Source organism: Symplocastrum torsivum (genome assembly GCF_059505465.1).
This window is the reverse complement of record NZ_JCACKQ010000129.1, coordinates 74,290-93,953: the sequence shown is the minus strand read 5'-3', so window position 1 is coordinate 93,953 and position 19,664 is coordinate 74,290. Positions and strand designations below refer to the sequence as shown.

The 19,664-nt window shown below is 46.3% G+C and carries 17 protein-coding genes; 10 read left to right on the top strand and 7 right to left on the bottom strand.

From position 1 onward, the window contains the following. Positions 1-30 precede the first annotated feature (30 nt). Complete coding sequence (gene ilvA, locus AC5JL3_RS32645) at positions 31-1,563, bottom strand: threonine ammonia-lyase, biosynthetic (protein ID WP_496078480.1); 1,533 nt, start codon at positions 1,561-1,563, stop codon at positions 31-33. A gap of 205 nt (positions 1,564-1,768) precedes the next feature. Here ilvA and AC5JL3_RS32640 point away from each other — a divergent pair, with 205 nt between their 5' ends. From AC5JL3_RS32640 to AC5JL3_RS32625, 4 genes are all read left to right on the top strand, one after another. Further along, entirely contained in the window at positions 1,769-2,041 is a 273-nt protein-coding gene (locus AC5JL3_RS32640; RefSeq protein ID WP_496078420.1) for a BrnT family toxin, read from the top strand. Next, positions 2,028-2,750 carry a hypothetical protein gene (locus AC5JL3_RS32635; protein WP_496078419.1) on the top strand — a complete coding sequence of 241 codons (723 nt, stop codon included), beginning with the start codon at positions 2,028-2,030 and terminating at the stop codon, positions 2,748-2,750. Before AC5JL3_RS32640 ends, AC5JL3_RS32635 begins: the two co-directional genes overlap by 14 nt. 29 nt (positions 2,751-2,779) lie before the next feature. Next, a complete protein-coding gene (locus tag AC5JL3_RS32630) occupies positions 2,780-3,655 on the top strand; it encodes an SEC-C domain-containing protein (protein ID WP_496078418.1) in 876 nt (291 codons plus the stop codon). A gap of 171 nt (positions 3,656-3,826) precedes the next feature. Continuing rightward, on the top strand, positions 3,827-4,069 hold the full coding sequence (locus AC5JL3_RS32625; RefSeq protein WP_496078417.1) for a hypothetical protein: 243 nt from the start codon (positions 3,827-3,829) through the stop codon (positions 4,067-4,069). A gap of 152 nt (positions 4,070-4,221) precedes the next feature. Here the strand turns inward: AC5JL3_RS32625 and AC5JL3_RS32620 are convergent, their stop codons facing one another. Next, complete coding sequence (locus AC5JL3_RS32620; RefSeq protein ID WP_496078416.1) at positions 4,222-5,325, bottom strand: CobW family GTP-binding protein; 1,104 nt, start codon at positions 5,323-5,325, stop codon at positions 4,222-4,224. Positions 5,326-5,468: 143 nt separating this feature from the next. Between AC5JL3_RS32620 and cysS the strand changes: the two genes are divergently transcribed. Beyond that, on the top strand, positions 5,469-6,956 hold the full coding sequence (cysS, locus tag AC5JL3_RS32615) for a cysteine--tRNA ligase (RefSeq protein WP_496078415.1): 1,488 nt from the start codon (positions 5,469-5,471) through the stop codon (positions 6,954-6,956). 90 nt (positions 6,957-7,046) lie between these two features. Here the strand turns inward: cysS and AC5JL3_RS32610 are convergent, their stop codons facing one another. After that, positions 7,047-7,679 carry a TetR/AcrR family transcriptional regulator gene (locus tag AC5JL3_RS32610; RefSeq protein ID WP_496078414.1) on the bottom strand — a complete coding sequence of 211 codons (633 nt, stop codon included), beginning with the start codon at positions 7,677-7,679 and terminating at the stop codon, positions 7,047-7,049. A gap of 102 nt (positions 7,680-7,781) precedes the next feature. Here AC5JL3_RS32610 and AC5JL3_RS32605 point away from each other — a divergent pair, with 102 nt between their 5' ends. After that, on the top strand, positions 7,782-8,549 hold the full coding sequence (locus AC5JL3_RS32605; RefSeq protein ID WP_496078413.1) for a Coq4 family protein: 768 nt from the start codon (positions 7,782-7,784) through the stop codon (positions 8,547-8,549). 56 nt (positions 8,550-8,605) lie between these two features. Next, positions 8,606-8,812, top strand: coding sequence for a hypothetical protein (locus AC5JL3_RS32600; protein ID WP_496078412.1), 207 nt, complete (start codon positions 8,606-8,608; stop codon positions 8,810-8,812). 125 nt (positions 8,813-8,937) lie between these two features. Here the strand turns inward: AC5JL3_RS32600 and AC5JL3_RS32595 are convergent, their stop codons facing one another. The 3 genes from AC5JL3_RS32595 to AC5JL3_RS32585 form a co-directional block, all read right to left on the bottom strand. Next, entirely contained in the window at positions 8,938-9,513 is a 576-nt protein-coding gene (locus AC5JL3_RS32595) for an Alr1449 family protein (RefSeq protein WP_496078411.1), read from the bottom strand. 137 nt (positions 9,514-9,650) lie between these two features. Beyond that, positions 9,651-10,562 carry an ion channel gene (locus tag AC5JL3_RS32590; RefSeq protein ID WP_496078410.1) on the bottom strand — a complete coding sequence of 304 codons (912 nt, stop codon included), beginning with the start codon at positions 10,560-10,562 and terminating at the stop codon, positions 9,651-9,653. Positions 10,563-11,205: 643 nt separating this feature from the next. Beyond that, a complete protein-coding gene (locus AC5JL3_RS32585; protein WP_496078409.1) occupies positions 11,206-12,057 on the bottom strand; it encodes a hypothetical protein in 852 nt (283 codons plus the stop codon). A 351-nt stretch (positions 12,058-12,408) separates the two neighbouring features. On the opposite strand from AC5JL3_RS32585, the gene AC5JL3_RS32580 reads away from it, so the two are divergent. Then, positions 12,409-13,287 carry an OmpA family protein gene (locus tag AC5JL3_RS32580; protein WP_496078408.1) on the top strand — a complete coding sequence of 293 codons (879 nt, stop codon included), beginning with the start codon at positions 12,409-12,411 and terminating at the stop codon, positions 13,285-13,287. A gap of 131 nt (positions 13,288-13,418) precedes the next feature. Next, the gene (gene fmt / locus AC5JL3_RS32575) at positions 13,419-14,426 is read left to right on the top strand and encodes a methionyl-tRNA formyltransferase (protein ID WP_496078407.1); all 1,008 of its coding nucleotides are present in this window, start codon (positions 13,419-13,421) and stop codon (positions 14,424-14,426) included. Between the two features lie 145 nt (positions 14,427-14,571). Here the strand turns inward: fmt and AC5JL3_RS32570 are convergent, their stop codons facing one another. After that, positions 14,572-16,866, bottom strand: a complete 2,295-nt coding sequence (locus tag AC5JL3_RS32570; RefSeq protein WP_496078406.1) for a GumC family protein — start codon at positions 16,864-16,866, stop codon at positions 14,572-14,574. 1,179 nt (positions 16,867-18,045) lie between these two features. Between AC5JL3_RS32570 and AC5JL3_RS32565 the strand changes: the two genes are divergently transcribed. Beyond that, the gene (locus AC5JL3_RS32565) at positions 18,046-19,590 is read left to right on the top strand and encodes a calcium-binding protein (RefSeq protein ID WP_496078405.1); all 1,545 of its coding nucleotides are present in this window, start codon (positions 18,046-18,048) and stop codon (positions 19,588-19,590) included. The last annotated feature ends 74 nt before the right edge of the window (positions 19,591-19,664 follow it).

The window sequence follows — 19,664 nt, the reverse complement described above, 5'->3', positions numbered from 1 at the left end:
AAAATTAGATCCACCTGTGATGAAATCGCCTTATCCCAAAAACAGTTTGTAGGCTGGATTCTGGTTTTCGTCCCAATAGCGATAGCCAAGCGTATCGAGAAAGGCTTGCCACTCTTCCATTTCGTGAGGCGGTACTTGCATCCCGACAACAATTCGCCCGTAGTCTGCCCCATTATTGCGGTAGTGAAACAAGCTGATATTCCAGTTAGGACTCATGGAACGGACGAACTTCATTAATGCACCGGGACGTTCGGGAAACTCAAAACGGTAGAGCAATTCATTGTGTGCTAGGGGAGAACGTCCACCTACCATGTGCCGCAAATGCAACTTCGTCAGTTCATCATCAGTTAAGTCAAGGGTTTTGAACCCACAGACTTCAAAAGATTCAGCCATCTTTGCTGCGTCGGCACGGTTTTGAATTTGCACTCCGACAAAAATATGGGCTTCTTTTTCGTCGGCAATGCGGTAGTTAAACTCGGTAAGGTTGCGTTTGCCCATACAGTCACAAAACTTGCGGAGACTGCCTGGTTCTTCAGGAATCGTGACGGCAAAGATGGCTTCGCGGCGTTCGCCTAACTCTGCTCGTTCTGCGACAAAGCGGAGGCGATCAAAGTTCATGTTAGCACCGCAGGCAACGGCGATTAAGGTTTGGTCTTGGATTTGTTCCCGTTCTGCGTAGGCTTTGGCGGCTGCGATCGCAAGTGCTCCGGCGGGTTCTAGAATCGATCGCGTATCCTCAAACACGTCTTTTATCGCGGCACAGGTGTCATCGGTGTCAACCAAAATGATTTCATCGACATATTCCTGGCACAGACGGAAGGTTTCTTCCCCGACTTCTCGCACTGCAACCCCGTCGGCAAATAAACCCACGTTCGATAAGCGCACCCGTTTCCCTGCTTTGAGGGATTGATGCATAGCATCGGCATCGACAGGTTCAACACCAATAATCTTGATTTCGGGGCGCAACCGTTTCACATACGCCCCAATCCCGGAAATCAATCCCCCACCGCCAATTGCAACAAAAATGGCATGGATGGGTTGCTGGTATTGCCGCAGAATTTCCATCCCGATGGTTCCCTGTCCGGCAATCACATGAGGATCGTCAAAGGGATGAATGAAGGTTAACCCTTTTTCTGCCTCCAGTTGACGGGCATAGGCATAAGCATCATCATAGGTATCCCCATGCAACACCACTTCTCCCCCACGGGCTTTGACGGCATCTATCTTAACCTGGGGTGTGGTAACTGGCATGACGATAATCGCTTGCGTTCCTAGCTGACGGGCAGCAAGGGCAACTCCTTGGGCATGGTTTCCGGCAGATGCAGCAATTACGCCTTGTGCCAGCATATCCGGCGGCAGTTGCGCCATCTTGTTGTAAGCACCCCGCAGTTTGAAGGAAAACACTGATTGCATATCTTCCCGTTTGAGCAGGAGTTTGTTATTCAGTCGTGCGGATAGGTTTGGGGCGTATTCTAGGGGGGTTTCTTGGGCGACATCGTAGACACGAGCCGTCAGGATTTGTACCAGGTAGTCGCAAAGCATGGGGTCAACAGGTGAGCAGATGCGGGGTGTAAAGAAAATTTTACTTTACTGGTGGCTCTGAGGTGTGGGAGTGAGAGTGCGATCGCTTCACCATGTAACAAGTCAGCGTGTTGGTTGCTCAGGTTGCTGGTGAGAGTTGTAGATGAAGCATGATTGTGAGTAGCACAAGATCAAGATACAGATCTCAACTATGATCCACTCAGATCGCCAGTGTTAAGATAGTTTTATGAAGTTTGAGTGGGACGAAAACAAAGCTGGAAAGAACTTATTGAAACATCAAGTTTCCTTCGATGAAGCCAAAACAGTTTTCGACGATCCCCTGTATATCGACTTCTATGATCCAGACCATTCTGTAGACGAAGATCGTTACCTAATTGTTGGTCAATCGAATCAAGAGCGCATATTAATTGTTTCGTACACAGAAAGAGGTAGTTCAATTCGTCTGATTAGTGCAAGAGAAGTGACCCGTCAGGAACGAAGAGTCTATGAAGAAGGTTGAGTCTGAAATGGAAGATAATCTGCGTTCAGAATATGACTTGCGGAGCCTACGAGTTAGACGGGTTGGCTCTGGACGTAAAACTTTCGTAGATATAAACGTGAATAACGTTCTTATTGAAGTGAAAGAGGATGTAACTCAGGGATTAGAGTACTGGAGACACAACGAAGAGCTATCTAGCCAGGTTAAGAAGGAGATAGTGGATGCAAATGTTCTATTTGTCCCTCTAGAGGGTGATCTATACAGGGGCGACAGCTCTAGCTCTGGAAAAGTATTTGCTTCTGGAGCAGAGAGCTTTTTTAAGTATTTACTTGACTCTAGCAAGAAAGAGATCAAAGCAGATATTTGCGTCAATGATGGTGAATACCGAAAATCAGCCTTATACTCTGAGCCAATTACTTTAACTGTGATAGGGACAATCGTTATATCAGCAATTATTGCACCAGTTATTAAAGATTTAATTCTTGACTATATTCGAGCAAATAGGGCTAGAGCGGGTAAGGATTCAGAGTTTCGCATTACCCTCGTTATTGACAATGAAAATGGATTCATTCGTGAAATTCAATGTTCTGGTTCTTCAACCGAGATTGAAAAATTTCTTCCTAAAGTGATGGATAAAGTTTTAAATCAAGCAGGATTTGCTGATGTTTCTACGACGAAAAAACTTGAGGAGAGCCAAATTATTTCAGATAGAGACACTCTTAAGGAATAAACTCTTTAAGTGAAAAAAATGATTGCTGCATGAAGAATACTTTAATGAGTAGTAATAGCCTTTCACTTGAGGGAATTGTCAATCACATTTCCAGAGTTGCTGAGCATAGGTATGAAGAGAATCAAATAAAAGAATTACTTATAATTTTTAAAGAAAAAGCATTACAACGTCAACAACAAGAACTGGCTGCTCATCTTTGGTGCTTACAAGAAGCTGTTTTGGTTCACAGTAGTTATCTCGCCGCATTTTCACTACTGAAGCAAGGTGAATTCTATGAGGCTTGGTGTGAACTTGAAAAAGCTGAAAAGGGACTATGGTCTATCAAACCACCTCAAAAGTATTTGCCAGATTACTGGGAAGAATTTTGGATATCTGGGAAATATGGCTTTATTGAGAAGCACGTATCAAAGTGGCAAGGATTATTTCCTTATAAGTTATTCATAAGTCCTGGGTTGACTTATAAGGAATATTGCAGTGTTTGTAATAGTGAAATTAACCCGCGTAAACCATGTGGTCATAATGATGGTCAGATATACAACGGTGAAATGCGTGCGCGAGTGACTAGAGATATTAGATGTGATCATGTTGCACTCGTAGAAAATCCTGCAAATAAGTTTGCTGTCCTGTTTCTAGTAGATCCTAAAACTGGAGAACCAGTTGATCAATATGATTACAGACTTGTAGGAGGGTTAGCTTCGGTTTTAACTGACCCTTTTCAAGAATGGGATTACGTTATTCAACAAGCCGAAAGAGATTATGCTTACTTTAAGGAACGTGGGGTTAAAGAGCAAGATCTCTGCCCATGCGGTTCTGAGAAAAAATATGGCAATTGTTGCATTAACTCAACTATACCCATGCCACATTATCAATTCACCTATGCTGCACTTTCGACTATAACTGCCTGAAATTCAAAGTATCAACAGAGTGATACATGGACAGAGCAAGAGCAACTCGATCTAGTTGCCTTTTCCTTGCAATATGCTGCAACAGGCGACTTGTGTCAAGGTGGCTCTTGCAGAATTGGACAATTGAGAACCCTCGTGCCCGTCTTGCCACTCGTAGGGAGCGTGAAGATTATGAACAAAATGCCTTTTGATCGACCTTCAAACTCTGAAGATGAGCTTTTGCCAGAGTACCAGTTTGATTATAAAAAGGCAAAGCCCAACCACTTTGCAAATCGAAGTGGAAAGCCAAAGTTAACAGTTGTTGTTTTGGATGAGGATGTTGCCCAGGTTTTCTCAAGACCGGAGTCAGTAAATAAGGTGCTTCGGGCACTTATTGAAGCGATGCCTCAAGCAAGTAGTGGTGGTACAGTCTAACACAAGTGCGGGTCACAATACTCTGCACATTACTAAAGCTTGTGCTAAAAGTTTGCTCTTTACAATTAGTTTAGTTGAACAGGGGGTAATACCCCCTGTTCGCCAGCAGTATCCTCTAAGAAGTCGGGAATCTTTGCTTCAATCCTTAAACGCTATTTTCCAAATCCTTTGCCGCGCTTGGGGGTAGGAAGACAGATGCAGCTTTCTATTTGCGATCGCAACGTGTCGTGATCTAAATTCTGACCAATTAGCACTAACTGCGTTTTAGGCTCACCTTTCCACTCATCATCCTCAATCGTGAAACGCTTACCACTCAAGTGAAAGACGTGACGGTTTGGACTTTCATTAAACCAGAGAATTCCCTTTGCTCGAAAGACATTTTCCGGAAGCTGATTGTCGAGGAAATACTGAAACTGCCTGATTGCAAATGGCTTATCACTCTCGAAGGAAAGCGAGGTAAAACCATCATTTTCTAAGTGGTGAGAGTGATGATGATGCTCGTGGTCGTGGTGGTGATGATCATGGTCATGGTTGCAATGCTCATCATGGACGTGTTCATGGTCATGATGCTCATGCTTGTGTTCCGACACCTCTTCAAAATATTTGTCTGTTTCAAACAGACCAACACTGAGAATCAACGGCAATGGCACCTGGGATTTTGTCGTTCTGAGAACTCTTGCCCCCGCTTTAATATCGCGAATCCTAATTTCTAAGGCATCTACATCGCCTTCGTCTACTAGGTCTACCTTATTAAGCAGGATGATATCGCCGTAGGCTATCTGGCTATAAGCTGCCTCACTGTTAAATAGATCCAGACTGAAGTTTTCGCAGTCTACCACTGTAACGATAGAATCTAGGCGAGTCATGTCTCGCAGTTCTGTCCCCAAAAAGGTGAGCGCAACTGGCAGGGGGTCAGCAAGACCTGTGGTTTCTACCACTAGATAATCTACCTTGTCTTCGCGTTCCAGGACTTTGTATACGGCTTCAACCAAATCGTTGTTAATCGTGCAGCAGACACAACCATTGTTCAGTTCCACCATGTCCTCGCCAGTGGTTACAATCAGCTCATTGTCGATGCCGATTTCACCAAACTCATTCACCAGTACAGCCGTCTTGAGTCCCTGCTGATTGGTCAAAATGTGGTTGAGGAGAGTGGTTTTGCCGCTACCGAGAAAACCTGTGATGATGGTGACGGGTAAACCTTGTTTCGGAGCGTCTATTGACTGAGATTGTTCGGAAGGAGCTGCTGATTTCATAGCGTAACTGCCTTGAAAAGTCAGAATATAAAAGGATAGCTTTATTGTGCTATTCACACAGGCATGACGGATGTTTACTAGACATCCTTGCCTTCCCCATTATTGCGTATCTGTTCCTTAGTGATTTCAATCCCTACTGTGTTATGACCTTAACGCTTTTTGATACACTGACCCGCCGCAAAGAACCCTTTGAACCGTTGGAAGCTGGGAAAGTACGGATGTATTGCTGCGGCATTACGGTGTATGACTATTGCCACTTGGGTCATGCCAGAACTTGCATTGTTTGGGATACAGTCCGTCGATATCTGCAATTTGTCGGGCTAGAGGTTCACTATGTACAGAACTTCACCGATATTGACGACAAGATTCTCAAGCGAGCTGTAAACGAGGGAACCTCAATGGAGGATGTCTCGGAACGCTTCATCAAAGCCTACTTTGAGGATATGGCGCGGCTAAATGTCAAAGAAGCAGATGCCTATCCCCGTGCGACGCATACGATTAACGGCATACAAAAGCTAATTTACGAGTTGGAACAAAAAGGCTTTGCCTACCCAGCATCGGGTGATGTCTACTATGCCGTGCGCCAGTTTCCAGAGTATGGCAAGCTTTCGGGACGCAAGTTGGACGATTTACAAGCAGGGGCAAGTGGACGGGTGGATGTAGAAGATCCAGAAGCATCCAAGAAGAAAGACCCGTTTGATTTTGCCCTATGGAAGGCGGCAAAACCTGGGGAACCTTCCTGGGAATCACGCTGGGGTGCAGGTCGTCCGGGTTGGCATATTGAATGCTCTGCGATGGTTCGAGATGTTTTGGGTGAAACAATTGATATTCATACGGGTGGGGATGACTTGAAGTTTCCTCACCACGAGAATGAAATTGCCCAATCGGAAGCTGTCACAGGTAAGCCACTCTCTCGCTACTGGCTACACAATGGCATGGTGAAGGTGGAAGGAGAGAAGATGTCCAAGTCTCTGGGCAACTTTATCACTATCCGCGAACTACTAGATCGTCCGGTTGACCCAATGGCAGTGCGGCTATTTGTACTGATGGCTCACTACCGCAAGCCAATTGATTTTACTGATGAAGCGATCGCATCCGCAACCAACGGTTGGCACACCCTTAAAGAAGGGTTGCTCTTCGGTTATGAGTGGGGCGAAAAGCTGGGTTGGCAACCATCCACCCCAATTCCCAATTCCCAATTCCCCAATCCCAATTCCCAATTCCCCAATCCCAATTCCCAAATCGAGCGATTTAATGAAGCGGTGAATGATGACTTCAACTTCGCGGGGGGTTTACCTGTGTTGTTTGAACTCGCAAAGGATTTGCAACGCGAGGGAAATATCCTTGTGCATGAGGGGAAGACGGAAACACCACCATCAGAGTTAGAAAAGCAGTGGCATACGCTAGTAACGCTGGCAAATGTGTTGGGTTTGGAGGCACAACCAGAAGTAAGTGAGGAACCGACTGATGGTTTGAGTGATGCGGACATCGAAGCGATGATTCAGCAGCGTGCAGAGGCGCGGAGTCGGAGAGATTTTGCAGAAGGCGATCGCATTCGCAATGAACTCTCCCGCAAAGGTATCACCCTAATTGATCAGTCAGGTGGTGTCACCCGTTGGCATCGCAATTAGGGTGTTGCTGAATCAAAGTATGTGGCTTTGCCAGTGTTCAAACGGCGATCGCAGCACCTGTATTCTCTAGCTTTTCCAAAAAATCAACTTTTATATCTGGTAGGTTTGCAGGTACGCTGCAATCAATGTTTTCGTTTCTGCTACAAGTTGTTCCCGGAAGATTTGATCGCGGGTCAGAGAGAGCCATAGCAACTCATTGGCAGCTTTCACAACGGTTGTGGCAATTAATTCACATTTTGCTTTATCTAAAGATGGGTTTCGCTGTTCCAGAAAACGGGCGAGTTCTGTAAGAATCTTTTGGTCGTACTCATCTAGGGTACTGATATCGGCTGCCGTCATCAGATCAATTAATTGTTCTAGTACAGCACGATAGCCGGGATGGTTGGTTGCAAACTGATCAAATGCATCAATCATGCGATCGACATAGACCACAATTGGAGCCTCTGCCAGTTCAGCGTCAAGTTTCATAAACAGGTGATACTCCTGCTCAAAGTACCGATTCGCCAAAGCTTTGACGATCGCTTCTTTGTCCGGAAAGAACTGGTAGAGCGACCCAACGGGAACTTCCGCACGAGACGCGATCGCCCGTGTCGTGGTCTGGTTGTAGCCCAGTTCAATGAATAGTTGCTCGGCAACATCAAGGATGTGATGCACCCGCTCCTGGCTGCGTGCCTGCTTTGGTTGCCGTCGCATGGTTGAGGGTTGTTGAGGGTCAGCCGTCATTTACAGAAATCATCTTTGACAAAATATGAACGTTGTTCGTATTATTTAAGATGTGAACAATGTTCATATATTACTTCAATTCTACTTGTCGGAGGTACTCCTATGCAGTCTCTGAATTCCCAAGTTTTTCAACCAGCCAAACAAAATCCGGGTGTGCAAGCGCATTCTAACGGACAGATATTGACGAGCGTCAAAGACTTCTTTCGGACATTAAGAGGAACAAAAGCATTCTTGACGCTGCTGTTCGACGACAGCGGAAATCTGGCTCCAGTTCTAGAGTTGAGTACGACGCTGGTTGACAGCCATGCCTTCCAACTTGCCGTTGAAGCAATGAAGGCAGCGCCAGAAGTGGCTGAAATTATTGAAGAACGCTATATGGCTCCCTCCCACGATCTGGAAGCTTTGTTGCAGTATCCCAAGGACTCGTTGGGTTATGCCTATGCCAGCAGCATTAAACAGGCAGGTTTTCAACCGTTAGCAGCCCAAGTCAAAATTGACTCGGATACCAGCTATGTTGAAAATCGTTGGCTACAAACCCACGACATTTGGCACATTATTACCGGATTTGATACCAGTGAAATTGGCGAAATTGGTTTGCAAGCCTTCTACCTAGCTCAGTTTCAGCTACCGCTTGCCAGTATGCTCATCGCCAATGCTCTGATTGCCACCACGCTGTTGCAACCTGAGGTGCTATCTCCACTTGTAAATGCGATCACATATGGATGGCAAATGGGACAAACTGCCAAACCGTTAATAGCTCAGAAATGGGAAGAAGCTTGGGAAAAACCCGTTGCGGTGTGGCAGACACAACTGAATGTGCAACCCTTTGCACAACTCGAACTTGCGCTGGACAAAATCTCTTTGAGCTAGTGTTGCTGCAAGATTTTGTCTAACCGGGAACCGAGTACTCGATAAAAGAAACAATCATGATGTCATGCAGGCTCTACTGGCGCACCGTTCGTCTCACCTATCCCTGGTTGCCGTTGGCGATCGCGCTCTGGCGTATGGCTAGTTCAACAGGCGTTCAGCGCAGCCGTAGCCAGGTTCGTTTCTGGATGCTATTGACCCGAATTGATTTTGCAAACTTGTTTGCGATCGCTATTGAGATAAGTCAACCCGAATATTGGGCGTGAGGTCTAACCGGGCAATAGGGTTTCGTAATTTGCTTCCTGAGTGGTTCGGTATCAAGGAACCAATTGCACAATCTGTTTGTGATAACCTTCATAATCACACCCTGACAGCTTAGAGCCACCAACGTCTAGTCGGGGAAGGCAAGTCCTGTTCGAGGATCGCGGATATAAAGCCCTAGAACTAACGATTCCATAACTGTGTCCCATACGGGAATCAAACGCTGTGTATCGTCCGCCCAGTAGTCAAAAGTAATCAGGCACTGGACTCCAGAACCCAACCCAATGCAGATTCGGGAGTAGGCTTCGCGGTTTTCCTGAGGGTCAATAAATTTGATTTCGCTCCAAACGACGCGGGCTGTTTGACGCTTGAATTGAATAATTTTCCCTCGCTCAACTACATTCCGCTCATCATCTTGAACTGTCTGCTTTAACAGCCTAACCAGCGGAAAATCTGCCCAGTTGCCAGGGGGTAGTAAATTAAACGAAGCTTCTAAGCGGCAATCATCGTTCGGCGGCTTTCTGTCTAGAAACCGGAACGACTTTGTATCCGGTTCAAAATGCCAATCGTCGGGGACATCGAAGCGCAATGCCCCTCGCCCTGCCACAAAAATCTGAGTTCCTGGCTTTGATTTCCAGTTGTGGTCTTCTTTTAAGCCTTGGGTTTCCTTGAGCCATTGGAGATTATGCTTTTTGCGCTTAGACATAGCCACAAAGCCTGTTGACCTTTCTCTTATTTTGCCGTAGGTTTGGCTACACAGCATATATTGTTAGGGGCTTGACCACGGCATTAATGGCTGTAAAAACTTCTGCAACCCTGCACTCAGCGAGACTTGCTTTACTCTCAAAAATCCATAACATCATGAAAGCGAGTGTAATCAATCATGCGCCGTCCGTCCGGTTTCCTGGCAATAATATCAACGAAACGCTTGTCCCAGAGAATTTCCTCTGCTAAGTAGTAATGACGAGCATGAACAGTTTGCGAAACCGTTTCATCCAGACCAGTTAGCGTAACGGCAATATCCGCTTGCGCCTGAGCCATTGACTCTGGTGTCTCCCCATAGAGGGGGCTACTCTCATCAACAGGATGCATCACTGTCCAAGTCAGTGCAAAACTGCGTGACTGGCTACGAAGCAGTTTGAGGTCATAGAAACGACGTGTATATTCCCCTTCCGCCGTGGTTTCATCGCGTAGTAAGCTCACTCCTATTTGGGCTTCAAGAATCTGGTTACGTCGTTCGTTCGCAACCCGAAACATCAGGGTAGGTGTACCGTTAAACGGAGTAATGACTCCCACTCGGCTGAAGAGAACTCTTGCTGTGGGACGCGAGAAGCGGGCAAACATCAGTCCAGTACCCATAGCTACTCCCATCAAACCTACCAACGCTTCGAGCGCGACTAGCACATTCGCATAGGCGGTTTGTGGATACATTGCGCCATATCCAATAGTTGCCATTGTTTGAACGCTGAAAGCAAAAGCATCCAAGAAAGAACCAGGACGAGCGTTCTTAATAGAGTCTCCTCCTGCCATGTACAAAAGCGCAAATATAGCATTTGTGATGACATAGCAAACCACAGTCAACCCAATGAACTTGAACCAGTTCATCGTGAGTATCCAATGATAAGGGTCGCGCCAATCAAAGTACGCAATCCCTTTCCTCACAATGTCAAACCGTCTATTAATACTGGCAGTGTCAAACCCCTTACGTTGGTTTACCCTGCGTCTCACGAAGGGTGTGCGATACGTTTTATCCATCTGAGTGTAGCTTGTTGGTTTGTAAGGGTTAATAGTGGACTATGCCTACAGATTGAGTATCAGGCACTGATGCAACATAGCGATTGCCTATAGGAGCGCAATTATTAGAGGTGTAGAAATCAAGCGGATTAGGGTACAAGCCTAAACCTCACTAAACTGCTCGTGATTAATTGTTTTCTCAGGGCTGCTATTAGAAGAGGGAATTGTCTGAGTCATGGTGATTCCTCTTTTGACTAAAGTCGAACTCGTCTAAAGGCTTGTTGCAGTTTGCTTTGGCTTTGGGTGATGCTGCGCTGGCGATCGCGTAAAGCTTGTTCGTCTGCAAACATCTGTTTACTGGCGAACGCACATCAGTCCAATACACATGGCTAAACTCATTCAACCTGCTAGGGCTTTGATTGCTACTAGCAAATTTGCAGGGTCAGGGGGGAGACATCGCATGAGTGTACTATGCATGTTACCGATTGTCTATGCCTATTCCGTTTTGACACTCCGCCCTTTAAAAAGACGCGGTAGACTATTAGGCTATCGCTATCTTGAGTAAGACACATAGAGGAAAAAGGAGGGGGAAACTATAATATGTTTCCTCCTCCTTTTTCCTCCGTCTTCTTCCAACTACTAACAAGAAAGTGAAATAGTATAATTACCAACGTGCCTGGGGACCCGCCCAAACTTGGTTTACGACTTGACCATAAACCATCGGTTCGTCTTCATAAGCGAGGGCGGTTTGACCCATGAAATCAACTGCCCATACAGGTGGGTGTTCATCTCCCAATTCTCCAGCACGAAAGAGAACTTGATCGGGATTGGTTTGACTCCAACCCAACAAGACGGCGTTAGAGTATTGAATTTGTTCCGGTGCGATGGTACTGGTACGATTTTGCCGTCGATCCCAAATTACGGCGTAATCAGAGGCATCCGATGTACTAAACATGCCTTCAAACTGTCGCGCTAAGATGCGATCGCTTTCTTGTGACCAGGAGACTGGAATTAAAATTGCGATCGTCCCTGGCATATCCGCCTCTTGATTACTGACTAAGGGATTATCAGCCAAGGGAGAAGAAGCCGTGATAGTTCGCAAGTCTCCCGTCTCTAAATTTTCCAGAAACATCACACTCGTCACGCGGCTGCGGTAGAGTTCCGGCTGCGCGTACATCTGAATGCGACTATAGGCAGCATACTGACCGTCGGGAGAAATTAATGATTGGCTGCGATAGTAACGTGGTCCAAAATTTTCTGAAGTACCCACTTCAGCCTGGGTAGCGAGTACCCAATTCCAAGGTACGGGATGGGGACTATCCAGAGGGTCAAGCTGTACTCCAAGTTCAAGCATGTCGGGGGCGATTTCTTCAGGCACTTCAACAGGTACTTCAATTGAGGGCGGGGAAGAGGGCACCGATGACGGGTCTACGACCATAGGTAGATTTAGTGATGATGGGTCTACGACCATAGGCACATTCACAGAGTCTGCCTGAGCAGGTAGGTTATGTGCCATAAGTACTAGAGCGGCTAAAAGCATTCGGCATGGTTGATCACGAAACCATCCTACTAAACAGACTATTCTTTTAAGCATTGATGGGGGGTGAGGTTGCTAAACGGCGCGTCTTGTGTGAGGAGCAACGCCCAAGGAATGCTGCCGCAGTTCCTTATGTTATTTATGTATAACAACTTAAGAATCCATCAACTCACTCATTTACGAAAGTTTTCACTTCGTGTTTACGAATTTTGATGTTATCCTCCCCTATTTTAGTGATGGGCTTCGACTTTTTACCCTAAATAGGGCATGATCAAATTCTCCATTTTCTTTATTATTCTTCTGTGGTCTGAATAAAATTCAGGAAAATCGGTGACCCAATCCGCTAATTCAGCAGCTAAGACTTCCCCTGACAAACCGAGCAGTCGGCAACCGTGGTTACTCGTCCTAATTTTCCGACTGCTACTCCTAGGTGTTGGTGGGGGGTTAGCCCTAATCTTGGGCATTCTCTTTGCGAACATCTATCCCAATCCGAGTCCAGAGAAACCTCTACTCATTAAGCTACTAGAGCGTCTTGAAAATAAGGCACTAGTAACCGCGCCCGATACCAGCCCAACTGTTGAGCCAAATTCTAGCAATTCGTCACTACAGTTAACACCTGTACAACGACAACAGGCACAAGCCGAGTTGACACAATTACAAAATCAGTTTAGAGCATTAAGCAATGCTGTTGCGGCTCTGGAAAGTCAACTCGGTATCCGTCGCTCCAATGAATTTCTCGACACACGACTAGAAGCGATCGCTTTACAAATCCAAGACGTACCTGCTACCAGTACAAATGCTACGTCGTTAGGAAGCGTCAGCGCTAACCAAATTGGGGCATCCTCTGTGTCTATCGTTCAATCTGACAAATTGAAGGTAACATTGCCCAGCGACCTTTTATTTGAAGAGAGCAACAGTATTTTACGTTCCGAGGCGGGTCTAATTTTAGACAAAATCGTCGCGGATTTACGAAAATATCCTTCCAGTACCATCCGCATTGGTGCCCATACTGACTCGAATGGGGAAGCCGAAGACAATCGAGAATTGTCATTTCGCCGAGCTAAAGCCGTTGAGCAATATTTTGCCAATGCCTTAGATGGTGAATACCGATGGTTAGTAGTCGGCTACGGCGCAACTTATCCCCTTGTCACCGACCATACTGCACCTAATCAACAACGCAACCGCCGAGTTGAGATTGCGATTAATTAGAAGTTAGGCACCATGAGTTGTCGCTCACAACGTTCGCGTAGCGTTCTCCGCAGGAGTAGGAATGAAAATTTTTCTTACTGCTTCTGCCCTCTGCCTCCCCAACCTCCCCTGCTCCCTCTCCCAATTCCCTAATGAGAGTTGTTTTCTTCGGTACTCCTCAATTCGCCGTACCTAGCTTAGAACGCTTAGTTAACCATCCTGAATTTGAAGTGTTGGGTGTCGTTACCCAACCAGACAAGCGTCGAGGGCGCGGTAACCAATTGACTCCCTCACCTGTAAAAACCGTTGCTCTAACGCATCAACTACCAGTCTGGCAACCGAAGCGGGTGAAGAAAAATGCCGATACTCTGACTCAGTTACGGCAGACAGAAGCCGATGTCTTTGTTGTCGTTGCTTATGGACAGATTCTCTCTCAAGAGATTCTCGGTATGCCAAAGCTGGGTTGTATTAATGTTCATGGCTCAATTCTGCCGAAGTATCGGGGGGCGGCTCCGATTCAGTGGTGTCTGTATCATGGTGAGACAGAAACTGGTATCACAACGATGCTGATGGATGTGGGGATGGACACGGGGGCAATGCTACTGAAGGCTTACACCCCGATTCAGCTATTGGATAATGCTCACCAGTTAGCCCAAACGCTGGCAAGTTCCGGAGCTGATTTGTTAGTTGAAACGCTCCTGAAACTGGGAAAACAGGAGATTCAAGCGATCGCACAAGATGAATCCCAAGCTACCTATGCGCCATTGATTCAAAAGTCTGATTATTGCCTGGATTGGTCACGCCCTGCAATTGATTTACATAATCAGGTGAGGGGATTTATCCCAAACTGCATTGCCTCATTTCGAGACAAAGCTCTAAAAATTATTGCCACTGCTCCCCTTGACTCGGCTTACTTATCCCAACTCCCTCCGGAGTTAACAGTGCTGGAGGAGGAGTTGTCTTCTCTTGCTGGAAAGTCAGAGCGTACAGGAGAAGTGATGAAAATTGTCAAGGGGATTGGTCCAATTATTCAAACGGGAGAGGGGCTATTGCTGTTGTGGGAAGTGCAGCTAGCTGGCAAGCGCCCTCAGTCTGGCTGGGATTTTGCCAATGGAATGCGTTTAATGGTGGGTGAGGTTCTAGGTAATGGCTACGTTTAAAGTTCTGGTTTTGAGGGTTTATAGAAGCCGCAAGAGTCGCAGAACCCCTCTGGGTTGACCAAGAAGAATACAGGAGTTCAGAAGTTCAGAAGTTCAGAAGTCCCGACCTCGGCATGTTAAAGGCGACCCAGAAGAAACTGAAAATTTACTGTCTTGCGGAAGTATATTCTCCTTGAGGAGACTGGGCATAGTAATGGTGATAGTAGTCTGGGGAACTAGTTGTATAACCTTTGACACCATTGGCAACGAGTCCCAAGACACGGGCGTGAGAGGTTCTTAACCCATACAGAACTTGGGTCAATACGGCGCGATCGGTTCTGCCGAGTCCTACAACCATAACGATTCCATCGGTATGAGCGGCGAGAAGTCGAGCGTCAGCTAGACCCAACAGAGGGGGTGTATCAAAAATTACTAGGTCGAAAGCCTCTTGGAAGCGTTCCACTAAATTTTGCATCTTTTTGGAACACAGAAGCCGAGTTGGGTCAGGGGGGATTTGACCGGCCGTTAGGACAAAGAGATTGTCTTCCAAAGGCGATCGCTGAATTACATCATCAACATTGATTTCGCTGGAGATGACATTACTGAGTCCCCAGACGTTTGGTAAATCGGTTCGTACATGAACCTGAGGACGGCGCAAATCGGCATCTACGAGTAATACCCGTTGTCCCATTGCGGCGGCGGCTTGTGCTAGGTAGGTGGCTACGGTGGATTTACCATCGGCAGGAACCGATGAACTGAGGACTAATGAGCGAATCGGTTGATCGGGGCTGAGAAACTGGAGGTTGGCGTTGAGTGAGCGAAATGCTTCTAATAAAGGAGAGGCACTATAACCACCATAAGACCGACCTTGAAATTCTATTGGATCGGGTGTAGCCTCACCAGGCTTGGTGCGGCGTGCCTTGAGTTCTTTTGTAAAGGGAATGGTTCCTAATACAGGTAAGCCAGTGCTGTCTTTGAGTTCGTCGGGAGAGTGAAACACCTTATCGAGCTTTTCGGCTAGCAACCCAGCACCAGCGCCAGCGAGTAATCCTGCGATCGCGCTGAGGACAAGACCGCGTGGTACGTTGGGTGAGATTGGCGCTTCGGGTTGTTTTGGCTCGGAAAGCTTCTGCCAGGGAGGGGTTTTTTGGGATTCTTCTATTTGTAGTGTCTCTCGAACGGCGAGAAAGCGACCTAGGCTTTCTGTTGCTACCTTTAAATCCCGTTGGTAATCCGTGTAACGACGGGCAATGGCTGGCAAATTTGTGATTTGCTGATTTAGCAGGTTTTCCGCAGCGGCAATCTCTCTTGTGCGGATTTCTAGAAGCTCGATTTGATTGGTTGTCTCGACCAGCTTTTGAGTTAGGTCTTGGCGAATGGAACTAGGGGATGCTAAGGATGGGGCATCGCTAGGGACACCGGAAGTACTATTGCCGATTACTGTTGAGGCTTCCTTCTCAATCAGAGGTAGTAATCTTTCTCTTTCTTCGACCAGTCTTTGAACGATTGGGTTTTCTTCTGTGAATCGTGCTGACTCAGTGGCAATCTTCGTGTCTAGTTCAGTCAGTTTGTCGAGTAACTCTTGGTAGCGGGGGCCTTCTGAGAGGGCTGTTGCTGCGATCGCTTGGTCGGGTGTTACTCCCAACTGACCTAATTGACTCTGTAGCTCTACATAGAGTTGTTTCGATTCATCTAGCTGAGTTTGGGCTTCTTGGCGTTGTTGGACAACTTCGCTAATCCGATTGGTTAACAGTGTACCCTGTGTTTCTGGATCGACAATTCGGTAATTTTCGCGCAGCTCCTGGATTTTCTGCTGAAGGCTTTTGACTCGGTCTTGGAGTTCCTTTGTCTGGGTATTAACAAATTCGAGTCCTTGTTTTACGCTGTTGCGCTGCTCAACTTGAGAGTACTTGACATAGCCCTCAGCAAGCTCCTTCAAGATAAACTGAATTTTTTCGGGGTCTGAGTCCTGGTAGCGAACTTCTAAGATTTTGGTTTCTGCTAGTCGGGAGATAGCCAGCTTGCTTCTGAGGGTGTCGTAGTCAATTTCTGGATATCGAGCTTGGATGTTCTTCAGGATGGGAGAGATAACCTGGGGACTCCACAAGACTTGGATTTGAGTCTCGTAGTCGGGTCCCTGGACTTTGATACCAGCGTTTTGGCTGAGGGATTGAGTGAGTTTATCAACCTGGTCTTCACCAGACACGGGTCCCACTAAAAGCTGAAACTTGCCTTCATAGTTGGGAACCTGCTTCAAGACTTTGGAGGCGACTCCAGAGCTAACTGCGATCGCAACTCCGGCAATAATGATTAGCCGACGACGTGCAACTGCCAGTATCTTGCGTAGATCGAATTTGTCTTCATCTTCAGATAACCCAGTTGTGTAGAGTGAAGACAAGTGGGGTGCCTGATTACCGCTACCGTAAGGCGGCATCGGCTGATAATCTCCATCTGGACCCATAGTTCAAAAACACTGAAGTTTGCGCGAGGAAGGTAAGGTTGATTCTCTCGATGCTAGAAAAAGCGATCGCGAGGATTATCCCTCTCCTCAAGCGTTACCAATTACTGATACAGGACTTGTGGCGTCTATCAGGACAAACTTTTTTGTCTTTGAAGGGATTAAAGATTAGTGAAAAAATCACCCACATTAAAATTTCACAAATCTGAACTTAGCGGACAGCTAAAGCTTTGATCTGTTGGAGTTCTTTTGGAGGTGTGTATTCCTTTTGGTGTTATCCGGATTTTGATACTGGTGAGAGAGTATCCGAGACTCTTGCAAGAGACGACCATGAGCCTTCGCTCACAACCAAGGATGAAAATAGGAATAGAAACGATTTAGCTTTGTTTCAGCCTTCATTTTCAAGCTAGTCTTGAATACTGGTGAGAGCAGTCTACAGGCAGCGATCACAATCTGTTATAGATGAAAGAAACTCTTGCTACTCTGTGATCGCACTTGCACAAGATTGGACTCTACTGCCGTAGGGGTACGAAATGTTGTACCCCTACTCTGGGATTACGCAACACGTTCTATCAATTTTCTACATCCAGAAGCATCTGCCTTTTGCATCCTAAAACTTACAGAGTCACAGCTTATATAGATGGGACTATAAGTTTAAAAAGCATAGCCAGCTTTGCTTCTCACTTGCTTAAGATTTACTTTATAAACTAGCCGCAAAATTTTCGGTTGGAACCTTTTATGTATAGGAGTATAAGGTAAAAAAAGGTTATTAGCTAACCGCTCTACTGAAGATTTTAACTAAAATATTCCTGTATGAAGAATCAATTAAGTTCAGAGACAATACTGGCAATCCTCTGTGAAAGGATGCAATGATTTCATATAGGTTTACAAAAAAACACTGAACCAAGCGCAGGAAAACTCGTTAAATGCTAACACTTTCTGGTTGGTAGGGCTGTTGTTAGCCAGTAAGTGTCAGAGGTGCTGTCTCAACGGAGTTTTACGAGCGCAAAGTTTTTAGACAATCAGGTCGCTACCACAGGGGCAGTTCAACTGAAATCTCCTAACACGGCTTAGGTATGCTGCCGAAGCCATAAGGGGGTTGCTGTTGAAATGCAGGAACGCCCTGTTCCTAATGTTCCAATGTCATCCATTTCATTTATTCATTTCTACTTGGAGAATCCAATGGCAGTTATTGAAGGAACTACTGGAAACGATTCCCTTACTGGCACAATATCAAACGATACAATACGAGGTCTAGCTGGCAATGATCGCCTTGTTGGTCGCCAGGGCAATGACTTCCTCATTGGTGGAGAGGGCAACGATACCCTTGAAGGTGGTGCTGGTAATGACCGCCTCGATGGTGGCACGGGCGATGACAGCATGATCGGCGGTATTGGCGATGATATCTACGTTGTCGATAGTATCGGTGACATAGTTGTGGAAGCTCCTGGAGAAGGTATCGATACCGTTTTAGCTAGTGTCACTTGGGAACTGATCGGCAATAAGGGTGACAATGTAGAACATCTAGAACTACTGGGAAGTGAGGCAATTAACGGTACTGGTAACGCCCTCGACAACACTATCAGGGGAAATGGAGGAAATAACATCTTAGATGGTCGAGGTGGCAATGATTTCCTCATTGGTGGAGGTGGTAATGACCAACTCATTGGAGGTGCTGGTAATGACCGCCTCGATGGTGGCACGGGCGATGACAGCATGATCGGCGGTATTGGCAATGATACTTATGTTGTTGATAGTGTCGGTGATACAGTTGTGGAAGCTCTTGGGGCAGGCATCGATACTGTTTTAGCCAGTGTCAGTTGGGAACTAATCGGCAATAAGGGCGACAATGTAGAAAATCTAGAGCTACTGGGAAGCAATGCGATTAACGGCACTGGTAACGCCCTCAACAACACTATCAGGGGAAATGGAGGAAATAACATCTTAGATGGTCAAGATGGCAATGACTTCCTCATTGGTGGAGGTGGTAATGACCAACTCTTTGGAGGGGCTGGTAATGACCGCCTCGATGGTGGCACGGGCGATGACAGCATGATCGGCGGTGTTGGCAATGATACTTATGTTGTTGATAGTGTCGGTGATACAGTTGTGGAAGCTCTTGGGGCAGGCATCGATACTGTTTTAGCCAGTGTCAGTTGGGAACTAATCGGCAATAAGGGCGACAATGTAGAAAATCTAGAGCTACTGGGAAGCAATGCGATTAACGGTGCTGGTAACGCCATTGGTAATACTATCAGGGGAAATGGGGGGAGCAACATCCTGGATGGACAAGGTGGCAATGATTTCCTTTTTGGTGGAAATGGTGACGATCAACTTCGCGGTGGTATAGGCAATGATCGTCTCGACGGTGGTACCGGCAGTGATGGCTTTTTGTTTGAAAGAGACAGTTTTGGTGTGAATACTTTTGCAGATTTAGGCATCGATCTCATCACTAACTTTGTCAGTGGTCAGGATTACATTGGCTTGGATAAATCGCTATTCTCTGAGGTTCCACTGATACAGCCTTTGGACAGCCAATTTGCGACAGTAATGAGTGATGCTGATGCTGCTATCAGTAGTGGGTTGATCGTTTATAATTCTGCCAACGGCAATCTGTTCTACAACCAAGATGGTGTTGCAGGGGGATTTGGTAGTGGGGGTCATTTTGCTACACTGGCTAGTACTCCCACAATTACAGTAAGTGACTTCTTCGTCTACTCTGCCTAGTCTCATTTAGTTCTACAAGAGTTTTAGGAGTCTCAGCTCACAAATAAACCACTCAGTGTTCTATTGAGAGTAAT